10 protein-coding genes and 2 riboswitches are annotated in these 14997 nt (G+C 64.7%); of the genes, 7 read left to right on the top strand and 3 right to left on the bottom strand.

Translation table 11 applies throughout. The annotated features are described in order from the left end of the window. Nucleotides 1-193 precede the first annotated feature (193 nt). Nucleotides 194-385, bottom strand: a riboswitch (cobalamin riboswitch). Between the two features lie 59 nt (nt 386-444). Next, nucleotides 445-651, top strand: a riboswitch (cobalamin riboswitch). 216 nt (nt 652-867) lie between these two features. The 6 genes from ABVV53_RS02445 (at nt 868) to ABVV53_RS02420 (ending at nt 10034) form a co-directional block, all read left to right on the top strand. Beyond that, nucleotides 868-1455: a hypothetical protein gene (locus ABVV53_RS02445; protein WP_353982732.1), complete on the top strand. Its 588-nt coding sequence runs from the start codon at nt 868-870 to the stop codon at nt 1453-1455. Next, complete coding sequence (gene cobO, locus ABVV53_RS02440; RefSeq protein WP_353982731.1) at nt 1452-2069, top strand: cob(I)yrinic acid a,c-diamide adenosyltransferase; 618 nt, start codon at nt 1452-1454, stop codon at nt 2067-2069. The genes ABVV53_RS02445 and cobO overlap by 4 nt, the downstream gene beginning before the upstream one ends. A gap of 233 nt (nt 2070-2302) precedes the next feature. Then, the gene (locus ABVV53_RS02435; RefSeq protein ID WP_353982730.1) at nt 2303-4087 is read left to right on the top strand and encodes a thiamine pyrophosphate-binding protein; all 1785 of its coding nucleotides are present in this window, start codon (nt 2303-2305) and stop codon (nt 4085-4087) included. Between the two features lie 181 nt (nt 4088-4268). Then, entirely contained in the window at nt 4269-5045 is a 777-nt protein-coding gene (locus ABVV53_RS02430) for an ImuA family protein (RefSeq protein WP_353982729.1), read from the top strand. After that, a complete protein-coding gene (locus ABVV53_RS02425; protein ID WP_353982728.1) occupies nt 4963-6774 on the top strand; it encodes a Y-family DNA polymerase in 1812 nt (603 codons plus the stop codon). Before ABVV53_RS02430 ends, ABVV53_RS02425 begins: the two co-directional genes overlap by 83 nt. Continuing rightward, nucleotides 6774-10034: an error-prone DNA polymerase gene (locus ABVV53_RS02420; protein ID WP_353982727.1), complete on the top strand. Its 3261-nt coding sequence runs from the start codon at nt 6774-6776 to the stop codon at nt 10032-10034. Before ABVV53_RS02425 ends, ABVV53_RS02420 begins: the two co-directional genes overlap by 1 nt. 15 nt (nt 10035-10049) lie before the next feature. On the opposite strand, the gene ABVV53_RS02415 is transcribed toward ABVV53_RS02420, so the two are convergent. From ABVV53_RS02415 to ABVV53_RS02405, 3 genes are all read right to left on the bottom strand, one after another. Then, nucleotides 10050-11171 (bottom strand): ATP phosphoribosyltransferase regulatory subunit, encoded by a 1122-nt coding sequence (locus ABVV53_RS02415; protein ID WP_353982726.1) that lies wholly within the window; start codon nt 11169-11171, stop codon nt 10050-10052. A gap of 133 nt (nt 11172-11304) precedes the next feature. Then, entirely contained in the window at nt 11305-12888 is a 1584-nt protein-coding gene (gene serA, locus ABVV53_RS02410) for a phosphoglycerate dehydrogenase (RefSeq protein ID WP_353982725.1), read from the bottom strand. Nucleotides 12889-12992: 104 nt separating this feature from the next. Then, nucleotides 12993-14123, bottom strand: a complete 1131-nt coding sequence (locus ABVV53_RS02405) for a phosphoserine transaminase (RefSeq protein WP_353982724.1) — start codon at nt 14121-14123, stop codon at nt 12993-12995. 203 nt (nt 14124-14326) lie between these two features. Here ABVV53_RS02405 and ABVV53_RS02400 point away from each other — a divergent pair, with 203 nt between their 5' ends. Beyond that, complete coding sequence (locus ABVV53_RS02400; protein ID WP_353982723.1) at nt 14327-14986, top strand: extensin family protein; 660 nt, start codon at nt 14327-14329, stop codon at nt 14984-14986. The last annotated feature ends 11 nt before the right edge of the window (nt 14987-14997 follow it).

Here is a 14997-nt window from a genome sequence, read left to right as displayed (position 1 = left end):
TGAAGTCCCTTCCAGCAAACGGCGTCGAACCTGCCGGTCGACCGTCGCAAGGGAACGTGCGCGCTTGCCCCGTACGCAGGGCACGACATGACGCCCCTTGCGCGGTTTCCCGGCAAGGCAGTGCTGTCGTTGCACGAGGGGCGACCCTGCTTGTGGCGAGGGCCCTCGAACACCCGGTGCACCCTGCCCGGATGAAGAACGACTGCGTCAGGTAGGTCTCCTGGCTTGCGGGTCAGCACCGTTCCGGCCGCCTTCTCAGAACTGGGAAGTCCCAATGGCGAAATGGCCGGATGGCTCACCGCTTACAGTTGCAGGGGCAGCCCGGGGCTTTCACCCGAGTTCCCTTTTGATCCCTTCGCAGGGAACCTGTCGCGGCGCGGCCCCTATCCCGGACATACGCTGCATGCAAGTGGCTGAAGCTTGCCGCTCGCCGAGACATGGCTTATCGCGGCTCGCGTATCGGGTGCCCGAAGGGGCTTAATCGGGAAGTCTGGGGCTGGCGGCGTTGTCCGCTGGAGACCAGCACTGCTCCCGCAACTGTGACCGGTGAGCGCATCGCCACGATGCCATTGGGAGGCTTACTCCCGAGAAGGCGGCGACCAGCGTGTTTGATCCGGAAGTCAGGAAACCGGCCTGATGCCGTCGTTCCTTCGCGCGGGCGGGATGAACCGAGCGAACGAGGGGCTCGCACAATGCGGGCAAGACCCTTGGCGGACGACATTCGTGTGTCGCGTCGAAGGGGAGCCGTACGTTATGTCCAAACGCTGACCTGCTAGAGACGGCAGCTGTCGCTTTGCCTTGCTTCCTTCACGTGATCGCGCGCCAGCTGCGGGCGCGCTCTTCCACAGCCCTGACCGGAGACCCTCTATGGACCGTCGTCTTTCCTTGCAGTCGCCGCGCTTCGAGCTGGCGACATTCGCCACGCTCGCCGCCGTCATGCTCATCACCCGCACGCACTCGCTCAGCCATGTGGTGCATCTGCCCGACACCAGCCTCGCGAGCTTCTTCGTGCTTGGATACTTCGTGCGGCGTCCAATGGCCTTCGCGGGGCTGTTTGCCCTCGGCTTCGCCATAGATGTCGTGAAGATCTACGTTCTCGGCGGCTCCGGCTTCTGCTTCACGCCCGCATACTGGATGCTGCTTCCCGCCTACGGAGTGATGTGGTTCGCGGGTCGCTTCGTGGCCGAGCGCTTGGGTGAGCGGCTCTCCGCACTTTTCGCCGCGGCCGCGCTGCTGGTAATCTCCGCATTCGTCTCCAATCTCTTCTCCAGCGGCGGGTTCTACTTCCTCGGCGGCCGCTACCCGGATCCGACCATTGCCGAGTTCCTGCCCCGGATTCAGCGCTACTTCCCCGGCACTTTGCTGGCGACCTTGCTCTGGTCAGGCGTTGCCGCCGTGCTCTATGCCGCGCTCATCACCGCTCGTCCGGGTTTGCGCGACGGGGCTGCAAAGTGAGCGAGGAGGCAGACCTCACTCAAGAGGAACGCAGACACGAGGAACGCAGCCGCAAGCACAAGGCTGTCGTCGATGCTCGCATCGCCGCCGCCAAAGTCGACAAGGGCTTGGTGCTGGTCCTCACCGGGAACGGGAAAGGCAAGTCTTCGAGCGCCTTCGGCATGGTCGCGCGCTCGCTAGGCTACGGGCGCACGGCGGCGGTGTTTCAGTTCATCAAGAGCAAGGAAGATGTGGGTGAACGCGCCTTTCTTGCTCGCCAGCCCGGCGTAAGCTGGGAGAACTGCGGCGAAGGCTTCACCTGGGAGACGCAGAATCGCCGGCGCGATATCGCTATGGCGCAAGCCGGGTGGGAGAAGGCCAAGCTCGCTCTTGCCGACCCGGAGGTCTCGTTAGTGGTTCTTGATGAGCTGACGTACCTCATCAACTATCGGTATCTCTCGCTGGATGAAGTGCTGCCGCCGATCCGCGATCGGCCGCCCATGCAGCACGTCGTCATCACGGGCAGAGCAGCGCATGACGAACTGATCGCGCTTGCCGATACCGTCAGTACCATCCGCGATGAGAAACACGCCTTTCGTGCCGGCGTGCGCGCACAAATCGGTATCGACTTGTAAGCCTCACATCCTGTCGGAGTCAGCAAAGATGCGGAGACAAGGATAACACTGCTTCACTTTAGCAAAAGCGGGAATCACGCGGCGTCTCTTTTCGATTCTTTCTCGAATACCGCCAGGGCGCTCGATCAGGAATGAACGACGGGTTGTCGTTCGCGGCTGGATGCGCTTATCAGGCACAGCGTTTCGATCACTCGCGCGGACCTGCTTCTGCGCACTTCAGCAATGGGCCCGATATGACGACACAAACAATGTATGAACGCCTGCTCGATCTTTTCCAGGCAGAAGGGGTCGATACGCTGTTCGGCATACCGGACCCGAGCTTTTTCGGACTGTTCGTCGAAGCCGAAAAGCGCGGCATGCGGGTCGTTTCACCGCACCACGAGGAAGCCATGGCTCTCACAGCCGACGGTTACTACCGGATGACGGGCAAGATCCCCGTGCTGTGCGTCAACAAAGGCCCTGGCGTCGGCAACATCGCGGCAGGCGCCAATTTCCTGCTCAAGGAGAACGTCCCCGCGATCTTCCTCATGGCGCAGCGCCAGCGCTTCTACGAACAGCGCGTCCGCCGCGGCAAGATGCAGTACATGAGCCAGCCGCCGCTGTTCGAGAACGCGGTGAAATACACAGGCGTTATCGAGTATCCCGGCCAGACCGACGAGATCGTGCAGGAAGCATTCCGCAAGGCCCTGACCGGCGTGCCCGGACCCACCTACGTCGAACTGCCGCTCGGCGTAATGCAGGCCAAGTTCGACGGTTCTCCCGTCCTCACCCCCAATCGCTATCGCCTGGTGCGCCAGCGTGCGGATGATGTGTCGGTTGCCGAAGCGGTCGCACTGCTGAAGGACGCGAAGAACCCGGTCCTGCTCTACGGGCAGGGCGTTTTCGTCAGCCGCGCGCATGCGATCGCGACAGAGCTGGCAGCAAAGCTGAACTGCCCGATTCTCCAGTCCAACGCTGTAGAGGCAGTCCTGCCCGGCATGGACGACCGCACCTTTGCCTACAGCTCGGAGGCAGGGGCGCAGATTGCCTCGAACTCCGACGTGGTGCTGGCAATCGGCACCGAGTTGGGCGAGGCGCTCAACTATGGCCGTGGTCATGCCTGGAAGGAAGGCAACCAGAACCGCAAGTGGATCTATGTCGAGCGTGACGCCACCGCCATCGGCGTCAACCGGCCCATCGATGTGCCGCTGGTCGGCGATCTGCGCGACATCATGCCACAACTCAACGATGCTTTGGGCGACCTGAAGCGCGAACCCGCTGCGAAGCTGGCCGAGTGGAAGAAGACCCGTGACGACGTCAAGCAGGCGCTTATGGATACGGTGCCGACAACCTCGCAGCCCATCCACACCGGGCGCCTCGCGATCGAGGCCACGAAAGCGTTGCCGGAGGACACGATCCTGGTGCGTGATGGCGGCGCGGCGAGCATGTGGTTCTCCGCTCTTCTGCAGTGGACCCCGCGCGATTCCATGTGGAGCTCCAACTGGGGCGCAATCGGAAACGGTCTGCCCATGGCTCTGGGCGCGCAGCTCGCGGTCGGGGACAAGCGCCGGGTCGCATTGTTGACGGGCGACTCCGCCTTCCTGTTCCACATCTCGGAGCTGGAAACCGCGGTGCGCAAGAACTTGCCGCTCCTCTGCATCGTCGCGGTCGACCATGCGTGGGGCATCGAGGCTGCGTCCTACAAGGCGAACCTGGGTGAGAATACATCCACGCCTGAAGCCCGCTGGGGGAACGAAGTTCGCCTCGACCTTACGGCCGCAAGCTTCGGCGCGCATGGCGAATACGTCACCAAGCTTGAGGAGATCGCGCCTGCCATCGAGCGCGCGCTCGCTTCCGGCAAGCCGGCCGTGATCCACGTGGAAGTCGATCGGGAAGCGAACAGCACCTTCAAGGGAATTCCGGGCTTCCTGGAGTTCCGCAACTGGTTCGGCGAAGAAGGCGACTTCCTCGGCGTGCCCGGTGCAGCACCTGCGGCCTCATCCGGCGGCGGCTCGACTGAGAACAGCAGCGGATATTGAGTTAGCGTTTCCATCGCTTGGAAGCATGGAAGGGGAGGAGCGCCAGTCGGTGCTCCTCCCCTTTCGTTTTTCCGATGAGGCAAATTTGCCTGTGGGTTGGCGCACCTCACCCCCGGCACACGCTTGACGCGCAACCCAATTCATTGGAACATAAAGGGAACAAGTGAGTCGATTCTGATCTGTGCCTGTCCAATCATCTGCCCTGCCCCGGTCTCCGGCCGAGATGCTTTCCGTCCTGCGCGCCGAGCTGTCGGCCACACAGGCTGAGCGCGGCCCTGCCCTCGGCTTCGGTCTGCCCGAGATCGACGAGAAGCTTGCCGACCATGGCCTTGATACAGGTGGGCTGCATGAGGTGGCGGCGGCGTCAGCCAGCCTCAACGATGATGCCGCCGCAACTCTGTTCGTAGCAGGAATAGCTGCCAGATTGAGCGAGCAGCCGGGCTGCACCGTGTTGTGGACCGCGACCACGTTCGACCTCTATGCGCCGGGTCTGGAGCAAGTCGGCCTCGGCCCTGACAAAGTTCTCTACGGTCAGGGCCGCAAGGACGCCGAAGTCCTTGCTCTCGCCGAAGACGCACTGCGCGATGGATCGCTCGCCTGCGTGGTTGCCGAAGTGAAATCGGCTGACATGACCGCGACCCGCCGCCTGCAACTCGCAGCTTCCGATGGCCAGACGCCGATGCTGCTCTATCGGCGCCACCGATCGCGCGAGCGCTGCCCGCTCAGCACGCCCTCCTCGGCGATGACACGCTGGCGGATCGGCTGCCTCGCCTCCGAGCATCTGCCTTGGCCCGGTGTCGGGCGGCCCCGCTGGCAGGTCGAGCTGGTGCGCCAGCGCAACGGCCAATCCTTCACTCTCGAACTGGAGGCGTGCGATGCACAGGGTCGCCTCGCTCTTCCTGCCGCAGCTGTCGATCGAACGGCTGCGCAGGAACGAGCGGCCAGCCACGCCGCCTGAAGTACGCCTGGCGCCCGAGCCGCGCTTCCCGCCGCCCATTGACGACGATCCCGGTGCCTGCTCGGTTCCGAGAGGCGGAGGCTGGCGTCCGGGCGCGCGTTGGGCCCGCGACGAAGCGCTTGGTCGCAGGCCGTCCCAGTCGGACCTCGATGCCTTGCCGGCACACCAGCGGCCGACCATGCGCGAGATGGGCCGCCGCAGCGAACATGCCGAGCATCCCTTCAAGGCCATGCCTGCCGACGATGGCAAGGCCACCGCAGTCGCTGCGTTGCCGACAAGGTCTGCGCTATGGGACCGTCCGACTGTCCTCATCACGCGCATCAGCCAGCGCGATGTGATCACTGCCGCTTGCCCCCTTGCCCTGGAGCTGGGCCTTCGTCCCGGCATGGCGGCCGCTCATGCACGCGCGCTCGTCGCTAGCCTCAGGGTTTGCGATGCCGAACCCGATGCGGACCAGGCCTTTCTGGACCGCCTCGCGCTCCACGCAGCTCGCCACTGGACGCCAACCGCCTGCGTCTCGGGTCCAGACGGCCTGTGGTTCGATCTCACCGGCACGACACATCTGTTCGGCGGCGAGGAGCGCTTCTGCCGCCGCTTGCTCGCGTTCCTGAGACGGCTTGGTTTCACCGCCTGCATCGCGGTCGCGGGCACCCTGGGCACGGCGCATGCACTCGCCCGCTTCAGCGGCAAGGCCGTCACTCTCCTCGGTGTCGGCGAGGAAGCCCAGGCCATCGCCGACCTCCCGCTCGCCGCGCTTCGTCTCGAACCGGAGGCGCTTGTCGCGGCCGCAAGGTTCGGGCTGGAGCGGGTCGCCGATCTCTATTCCATGCCACGCGGACCGCTCGCGCGCCGGTTGGGCCTGCGGACTGTCGAACGGCTCGACCAGGCGCGGGGGAGCCTTGCCGAGCCGATCATTCCCGTCGTGCCCACCGATGCCCCACGGGTGACGCGCCGCTTGCTCGAACCCATCGGCACGCCTGAGAGCATCGCGCACGTGATTGGCGATCTCGTCGATGATCTCGTGGCGCACCTGCGCACGCGCGGCCTGGGTGCGCGCACCGTCCTGCTGACTGCAGATCGCGTCGACGGAGAGGCTCAGCGCCTGGGCGTAGGGGCTTCTCGCGCGACGCGCGACGACCGGCACCTGAAGCGCATGTTTGCCCTAAAGATGGCCGAACTCGATCCCGGGATGGGGATCGAGGCGATGCACCTCACGGTTCCGCACCACGAACCGCTGGGCGCACAGGCGGCGGGCGTGCTGATCGAGACCTCCAGCAAGATGCGCGACATTGCGCCGCTGATCGATCAACTCGGCACCCGCGCTGGCGCTTCCGCCCTCTTCCGCATGTCATCGCGCCAAAGCGATGTGCCGGAACGCGCGATGATGCGGGTGCCGCCGCTTATCGTCCCCCAGGGATGGCCCGCCTGGAAGCGGCCGGTGCGCTTGCTGAAACGGCCCGAGACGCTCTCCAACGTGGTGGCGCTGCTGCCCGACCATCCGCCCCGCCGTTTCACCTGGCGCCGGTGCGACTACCGCGTCGTCGCCGGCGACGGCCCGGAGCGCGTGCATGGCGAGTGGTGGCGCAACGCTCGCGAGATGTGGGCGGTGCGGGACTACTTCCGAGTCGAGGCGGAAGGGGGGTTACGCTTCTGGCTGTTCCGCCGGGGGGATGGCGTCGAACCGTCCACCGGGGATCTCAGCTGGTACATGCACGGGGTGTTCGGCTGATGGCGACTTATGTCGAGCTGCAAGTCACCAGCCACTTCTCCTTCCTGCGCGGCGCATCGTCGCCTGAAGAGCTGTTCGCAGCGGCAGCGCTGCTCGGGCACAAGGCGCTCGGTCTGGCGGACTGGAACTCTGTCGCCGGTATCGTGCGCGGATGGGAGGGGCAGAAGGCCACGGGGTGCCGGATGATCGCCGGCACGCGTGTGTGCCTGACCGACGGGCGCGTGCTGCTGCTCTATCCTTCCAACCGCGCCGCCTGGTCGCGGCTTACGCGCCTGCTCTCGATCGGCAAGGCGCGCGGCGGCAAGGGCCGGTGCGTTCTGGACTGGGCCGATGTCGCCGCTCATTCCGAAGACATGGTCGGCATCCTCGTGCCGGACATGCCCGATGAGGCCACGGCCACGCATCTGCGCGATATCCACGATGTGTTCGGCGTGCGGGGATATTGCGCGCTCTCGCTGCGGCGCCGTCCCGACGATGCCGAGCGCCTGCACCGGCTAAACGGCCTGGCCCGCAAGACCGGCATAGGCAGCGTCGCGACAGGCGACGTACTCTATCACAGCCCTGATCGGCGACCGCTGCAGGATGTGGTCAGCGCCATCCGCGAGAAGTGCACGATCGACGAGCTGGGATTCCGGCGCGAGCGGTTCATGGACCGCGATCTGAAGTCTCCGGAGGAAATGGAGCGCCGCTTCGCCGCCTTTCCCGATGCCGTGGAAGCCAGCGCTGAGATTGCGCGTGCCTGCACCTTCGATCTGGGCGAGATCCAGTACCAGTACCCTTACGAGGAGGTGATGGAAGGCCGAACCGCGCAAGAGGCGCTGGCCACGCTCACCCAAGACGCGGCAGCGGCGAAATTTCCTGGTGGCGTACCGGCTTCGTATCGCCAACAGATCGACCATGAGCTCGGACTGATCGACCAGCTGGGCTACGCCCCCTATTTCCTGACCGTCCATTCCATCGTCGCCGAGAGCCGCCGCCGTGGCATCCTGTGCCAGGGGCGCGGATCGGCGGCGAACAGCTGCGTCTGCTATCTGCTCGGCATCACTTCGATTGATCCCATCCACCACCAGCTGCTGTTCGAGCGCTTCGTTTCGGGAGAGCGCAAGGAGCCGCCCGACATCGACGTCGATTTCGAGCATGAGCGACGCGAGGACATCATCCAGTGGATCTACGAGACGTACGGACGCGACCGCTCGGCGCTAACCGCCGTCGTCACCCGTTATCGCACGCGCGGAGCCGTCGCCGAAGTCGGCAAGGCCTTGGGCCTCCCGCGTGACCTCACCAAGATGCTGACCGGCCTCGTCTGGGGCTGGAGCATGGACGGCATCCCGCAAGAGCAGATCGAAAGCCTCAACCTCAATGCCGAAGACCATCGGCTGAAGCTGACGCTGGAACTGGCTCGCCAGCTCATCGGCACGCCCAGGCATTTGTCCCAGCATCCCGGCGGCTTCGTGCTCACGCAGGACCGGCTCGACGATCTCGTCCCGATCGAGCCGGCCCGCATGGAGGACCGTCAGATCATCGAGTGGGACAAGGACGATATCGACGCGCTCAAGTTCATGAAAGTCGATGTCCTGGGCCTCGGCATGCTGGGCTGCATGAACCGCGCCTTCAACTTGCTGGAGCAGAAAGAGGGCATCAAGGTGACGATGGCGGATCTTCAGCACGATGATCCCGAAGTCTACGCCATGATCCAGAAGGCCGACACGCTGGGCACTTTCCAGATCGAGTCTCGCGCGCAGATGTCGATGCTGCCGCGCATGAAGCCCAAGGAGTTCTACGATCTCGTCATCCAGATCGCGATCGTGCGCCCCGGACCGATCCAGGGCGATATGGTCCACCCGTATCTTCGCCGCCGCGAAGGCAAGGAGAAGGCCGAATATCCCCGTCCCGAACTCCGCGATGTCCTGGGAAAGACGCTGGGCGTGCCGCTTTTTCAGGAGCAGGCCATGAAAGTCGCCATCGTTGGGGCCGGGTTCACGGCGCAAGAGGCTGACCAGCTTCGCCGCGCGATGGCCACGTTCAAGCTCACGGGCGGAGTCAGCCACTTCTACGACAAGCTGGTGGGCGGGATGGTCTCGCGCGGATACCCTGGGGATTTCGCCGAACGGACGTTCAAGCAGATCGAGGGTTTTGGAAGCTACGGCTTCCCCGAAAGCCACGCCGCATCGTTCGCCAAGATCGCTTACGCCTCCTGCTGGATGAAGTATCACCATCCCGACGTCTTCTGCGCGGCCCTGCTCAATGCGCAGCCCATGGGCTTCTACGCCCCCGCACAAGTCGTCCGCGATGCACGCGACCATGGCGTGGAGGTGCGGCCCGTCTCGGTAAACCACAGTCACTGGGACTGCACTCTGGAACCCGGCCGGGGCCGCTACAGGGCGGTGCGCCTTGGCTTGCGGCAGGTTCGCGGCCTGGCCAATATCCATGGTGCGACGATCGTCGCCGCACGCGGGCCGGGTACTTACGACAGCGTCGAGGAAGTCTGGCGCCGCGCGGGCGTCCCGCGTGCCGCCATCGAGCGGCTGGCCGAGGCCGATGCCTTCCACTGCATTGCCGAGGATCGCCGCCAGGGCCTCTGGAAGGTGAAGGGTTTGGGCGAAGCGCCGCTCCCCCTCTTCGCAGCAGCCGATGCGCGTGAGGGCGGTTTCTTGCCCGAGGGCCTGGAGCCAGCCGTGGCGCTCCAGGCGATGGGCGCCGGACGCGAGGTGGTGGAGGACTATCGCTCGCTGCAGCTCTCGCTGCGCGGCCACCCGGTGCAATTCCTACGCGGTAAACTTGATGCCATGGGCATCGTCCGTTGCGCCGATCTCCCGTCGATCCGTGACGGCCGCAATGTCGAAGTGGCCGGCGTCATTCTCGTGCGCCAGCGTCCCGGCTCGGCCAAGGGCGTGCTCTTCGTGACGATCGAGGACGAGAGCGGCGTCGCCCAGGGCATTCTCTGGCAAAAGACGTTCGAAGCCTACCGGCGCCAGATCATGTCAGCTTCGATGATCGCGATGCGCGGACGTCTTCAGAAGGAAGGCGAGGTCATCCACATTATTTGCGACCGGATCGCCGACCATGATGCCATGCTGCGCTCGATCGGGCGCATGGACTTCGCAGTAACGCCGGGGCGCGGCGACGGCGCCTCTCACGCCAGTGGTCCCGATCCCCGCGACCCTCACTTTCCGAGAGGCCGCACGCTTGCCTCTCCGCCGTTCGGCAACTTGCAAGGGGCGGAAGATATCGTGCCTATCCGCAGCCATGACTTTCATTGAAGCATGGCCGGCGGCCTACAGCGGGATCGCCTCGCCCCCTTCGAGCCGGTGCGAGCAGCCCAACGCGATTGGATCGTCTTCGTCTGAAAGCGCCGCAACGGTTCGCCAACCGATCGCGCGCTGACGAGCCGCAATCACCGGGTCGTGACCGGCAGGCAGGAAAAGCGCAGCAGTTTCGCTGTTTGTCTCGGCCAACAGTTCAATCAAGCGATCCGGGTAAAGCGAGAAACCTGTCGCCGGCTCGCCCTCGCCGGTCTGCCCCAGAATGCGGTAGGTTCCGCCCCGCCCGAGTGCACCCTGCACGCCTTGCGCATAGATCATGAAGCCGAACCAGGACTGATACTCGAACCCATGGCGCTCCGAGGGATCGAGCGTCACGCGCGCGCGTCCATCGATCCGCGCCGCGATCTCGCGCAAGCCCGCGATCCGGCTTGCCAGCGCACCGCCTGCATCGAACGCCGTCAGCCGCGCGATCGCTTCTTCGAAAGGCCCCACGGCGTAGAGCAGCGGCAAGTAAGCCGAGCCACCGGCATCGACGAGCCCACCAGCATCCTTCGCGTCCAGTTCCCGGCGTACCGCCTCGATCTGGCTGGACGCAAGAGGTAGAGCTTCAGCAGCGAGCGTATCGACGAGATCGGGCAGCGTGAAATCGATGGAGATGCCGGTCGCACCAGCGCACTCCAGCGCTTCGATGGCGATCGCTACCACTTCGGCCGCCGCCGCCACGCTATCGCTGCCGACCAGCTCGGCACCAAGCTGCAAGTGCTCCCGCGCAGGATCGAGACCATCGCCCTTGATGGTGACTACCTGCCCACAATAGCACAGCCTCAGGGGACGTGGGCGAGCGGCCAGGCTGGTCGCGGCTACACGACCGACTTGCACGGTGATGTCCGAACGCAGGGCCAGAGTACGCAGCGAGACCGGATCGACGAAGCGGAACATGCGCCGCGGCTGCACGCCAGCCATGCGACTGGCCATCGATTTCTCGAACTCGATCGTCGGAGTATCGACCCGGTCGTAGCCGTGGGAGGCGAAGACATCGAGCGCCCCGCGGCGCACGCGAATGGCTGCCGCAGCTTGGGCCGGCAGCCGGTCGCCCAGACCCTCGGGCAGAAGATCGCGATCGTTATCGTGCATCAAAGGAGTTCAGCCCTGTCTATCGTATCCCCTCCCCTGCCGGAGGGCCGAGCGGCCTGTAATCCATGTCGCGCTTCAGGACAAACAAACGCGCCGCTTGGCCCCTCCCGCAAGCGGGAGGGGCATGAGGAGCTCAGAACGAGAGTGCTTTCACCATCTTCACACCGGGCAGCTCGCAGGCCTGCTTCAACACGTTTTCAGAAACCGGGCTGTCGACGGAGAGCAGCAGCACTGCTTCCCCGCCGGTGTTGCGACGACCGAGGTTGAACGTGCCGATGTTGATGCCGTTCTCTCCCAGCAGGGTGCCGATACGACCGATAAAGCCGGGCGCGTCCTCGTTCACGATGTACATCATGTGGCCGCTGAGGTCCGCTTCCACCTTGATGCCGAACATCTCAACCAGACGCGGCTCGACGTTGTTGAACAGCGTGCCCGCCACCGAACGCTCTCCGCTTTCGGTCTTGACGGAGACGCGTACCAGCGTGTGGTAGTCGCCCTCGCGCTCGGTTTTTACTTCGCGCACTTCCAGACCGCGCTCCTTGGCGAGGAACGGCGCATTGACCATGTTCACCGTGTCGGACTGCACGCGCAGGAACCCGGCGAGAACGGCCGCCACGATCGGCTTCTGGTTCAGCTCGGTTGCGGCGCCTTCGGTGTGGATCGAGATCCGCGGCACCGAATCGCGGGTGAGCTGGCCCACGAGGCTGCCCAGCTTCTCTGCTAGCGCCATGTAGGGCTTGAGCTTGGGCGCTTCCTCAGCGCTCAGCGATGGCATGTTGAGTGCGTTGGTGACGCCGCCGCTGACCAGGAAGTCGGCCATTTGCTCGGCAACCTGCAAGGCCACGTTGACTTGCGCCTCGGTGGTCGACGCGCCCAAGTGCGGGGTGCAGATGAAGTTGGGCGTGCCGAACAGGGGCGAGTCCTTGGCGGGCTCGGTCTGGAACACGTCGAGCGCGGCGCCGGCTATGTGACCGCTATCAAGCCCTTCCTTCAGCGCCGCCTCGTCGACCAGCCCGCCACGCGCGCAGTTGATGATGCGCACGCCCTTCCGGGTCTTGGCCAGATTCTCGGCGGAGAGGATGTTGCGGGTCTGGTCCGTGAGTGGCGTGTGCAGTGTGATGAAATCAGCGCGCGACAGCAGCCCGTCGAGGTCCACCTTCTCGACACCCATTTCCACAGCACGCTCAGGCGTGAGGAAGGGATCGAAGGCGACCACCTTCATCTTCAGGCCCAGCGCCCGGCTGGCGACGATCGAGCCGATGTTGCCCGCGCCGATCAGGCCCAGCGTCTTGCCGGTGACTTCAACACCCATGAAGCCGTTCTTCGGCCACAGCCCCGCCTGGGTCTGCGCGTTGGCTTCGGGAAGCTGGCGAGCCAGCGCGAACATGAGGGCGATGGCGTGCTCGGCCGTCGTGATCGAATTACCGAACGGCGTGTTCATCACCACTACGCCCTTCGCCGACGCTGCGGGAATATCCACGTTGTCGACGCCGATGCCCGCGCGGCCGATGACCTTGAGGTTGGGGGCTGCGTCGAGAATGGCCTGCGTCACCTTGGTCGACGAGCGAATGGCCAGACCGTCATACTCACCGATGCGGGCGATCAACTGTTCGGGCGTCTCGCCGGTGATGACATCGACGTCGCAGCCACGCTCTTCGAAAATGCGGGCGGCGTTGGGGTCCATCTTGTCGGAAATGAGGACTTTGGGCTTGGTCATGGGATCTGTCCTTGGGTCATCCCGGCACCAGGCCGGCGTCGCTGGACGCATTGCTTGCGCCGCGTGGAGAGCAGTCCCGGGTCAAGCCCGGGACGACCTGAATGTTAAGCAGCCTTGGCCGCGGCGTAGGCCCAATCGAGCCAGGGGCCGAGCGCTTCGATATCGGCGGTCTCGACAGTGGCGCCGCACCAGATGCGCAGGCCAGCAGGGGCATCGCGATAGCCGGCGACGTCATAAGCCGCGCCTTCCTTCTCGAGCAGCCCAGCCAACTTCTTGATGAAGTCGGCATCGGCGCCTTCCACCGTGAGGCAGACGGACGTCTTGGAACGGATGGCCGGATCGGCAGCGAGGTGGCCAAGCCAATCCCGCTCCTGCACGATCTTGTCGAGCGCGGCGGCGTTGGCATCCGAACGCGCCTTGAGCCCTTGCAGGCCGCCCAGCGACTTGGCCCATTCGAGCGCGAAAATCGCGTCCTCGACGGCAAGCATCGAGGGCGTGTTGATCGTCTCACCCTTGAAGATGCCTTCGGACAGCTTGCCCTTCGACACGAGTCGGAACACCTTCGGCAGCGGCCACTCGGGCGTGTAGCTTTCCAGCCGCTCCACAGCGCGAGGGCCGAGGATCAGGACACCGTGGCCACCCTCGCCGCCCAGCACTTTCTGCCAGGAGAAGGTAGCGACGTCGATCTTGTCCCACGGAATGTCGTAAGCGAACACAGCGCTGGTGGCGTCAGCGAAGGAGAGCCCTTCGCGGTCCTCGGCGATCCAGTCGCCATTCGGAACGCGGACGCCCGAGGTGGTGCCGTTCCAAGTGAACAGCACATCATTCGACCAGTCCACCTGATCGAGATCGGGAAGCTGACCATAGTCGGCGCGGATCACGGTGGGGTCCAGCTTGAGCTGCTTGACAGCGTCAGTCACCCAGCCTTCCCCAAAGCTCTCCCACGCGAGCGTCGTTACCGGGCGCGCGCCCAGCATCGTCCACATCGCCATTTCGAAGGCCCCGGTGTCGGAACCAGGCACAATGCCGATGCGGTGCGTGTCGGGAAGCTGCAGCACTTCGCGCATCAAGTCGATGCACAAGCCAAGGCGCGCCTTGCCGATCTTCGCACGATGCGAACGACCCAGCGATTCAGTCGCGAGCTTTTCGGGAGCGTATCCGGGCGGCTTCGCGCACGGGCCGGAAGAAAAATACGGACGCGCAGGCTTGCGGTCCGGCCGGGTGTATTCAGTCATTTAAGACTCTCCTCACAGAGAGCACGCGCGGCGTTGGGACCGCGTGGCCCGGCGCCCGAACTAGAGAACTGCGGGCTCAAGTCAATCGTAATCACGATGGTTTGCGGCTCCACGGCGGTCGGCCGCCATGCATTCTTTCGAATTGGGGTTGCGACCGGGAGCTGTTAAGGCGAAACGAACCCTGTTCGTTGATACACAATTTCATGCGAAGCATTGTGCTGCTCCTCCTTGTGACGGCCACGGTAAGTGGCTGCGTCGATTCGCCTCAGGTGTCTCGGCGGGATTCTACGCGCCCGTCAAAGGGCCTGCTGTCGCCGCGGCCCGAGACCCGCGAGTGCCTGGCGCAACTGGGGGCCACACGTGCCAACTTCACGCCAGTGGCGGACCAGTACTTTGGCGGTGGCTGCAGCAATCTGGGGACGGTACGTCTGACCAGCCTGCGCAGCGACACGGCCTCGCTTGCCCTCTCCAACCTGGGCCCCGTAACCTGCAACATGGCCAGCCAGTTCGCAGGATGGGCCCGCTTCGGCGTCGATCGCGCTGCCGAGCAGATTCTCGGCTCGCGCCTGGCAAAGATCGAGACTTTCGGCAGCTATTCCTGCCGCACCGTCGCTGGCAGCAGCCGCCTGTCCGGCCATGCCACCGCGAACGCAATCGATGTTTCCGGCTTCGTATTGGAAGACGGCCGGCGTATTTCCGTGCTCGAGGATTGGGACGGCGGCACCTCTGCCGAACGCCGTTTCCTCCGCGTGATCCATGCCAGCGCCTGCAAGCGCTTCGGCACCACCTTGGGGCCAGCCTACAACGCGGCGCACAGGAACCATTTTCACTTGGAAGCCGACGCCGCCAGCTTCTGCCGCTGAGCGCGTCCTAT

It is taken from the genome of Novosphingobium kalidii, from assembly GCF_040534015.1.
Taxonomy (GTDB): Bacteria; Pseudomonadota; Alphaproteobacteria; order Sphingomonadales; family Sphingomonadaceae; genus Novosphingobium; species Novosphingobium kalidii.
Note: the sequence above shows the minus strand (reverse complement) of the source record. Positions and strands in the feature narration are given on the sequence as shown.

Excerpts from the sequence above, each read along its gene's own strand:
- serA (WP_353982725.1), bottom strand. The coding sequence starts at position 12,888 with ATGACCAAGCCCAAAGTCCTCATTTCCGACAAGATGGACCCCAACGCC.
- ABVV53_RS02425 (WP_353982728.1), top strand. The coding sequence starts at position 4,963 with ATGCACAGGGTCGCCTCGCTCTTCCTGCCGCAGCTGTCGATCGAACGG.
- ABVV53_RS02400 (WP_353982723.1), top strand. The coding sequence starts at position 14,327 with ATGCGAAGCATTGTGCTGCTCCTCCTTGTGACGGCCACGGTAAGTGGC.
- ABVV53_RS02405 (WP_353982724.1), bottom strand. The coding sequence starts at position 14,123 with ATGACTGAATACACCCGGCCGGACCGCAAGCCTGCGCGTCCGTATTTT.
- ABVV53_RS02445 (WP_353982732.1), top strand. The coding sequence starts at position 868 with ATGGACCGTCGTCTTTCCTTGCAGTCGCCGCGCTTCGAGCTGGCGACA.
- ABVV53_RS02435 (WP_353982730.1), top strand. The coding sequence starts at position 2,303 with ATGACGACACAAACAATGTATGAACGCCTGCTCGATCTTTTCCAGGCA.
- ABVV53_RS02420 (WP_353982727.1), top strand. The coding sequence starts at position 6,774 with ATGGCGACTTATGTCGAGCTGCAAGTCACCAGCCACTTCTCCTTCCTG.
- ABVV53_RS02415 (WP_353982726.1), bottom strand. The coding sequence starts at position 11,171 with ATGCACGATAACGATCGCGATCTTCTGCCCGAGGGTCTGGGCGACCGG.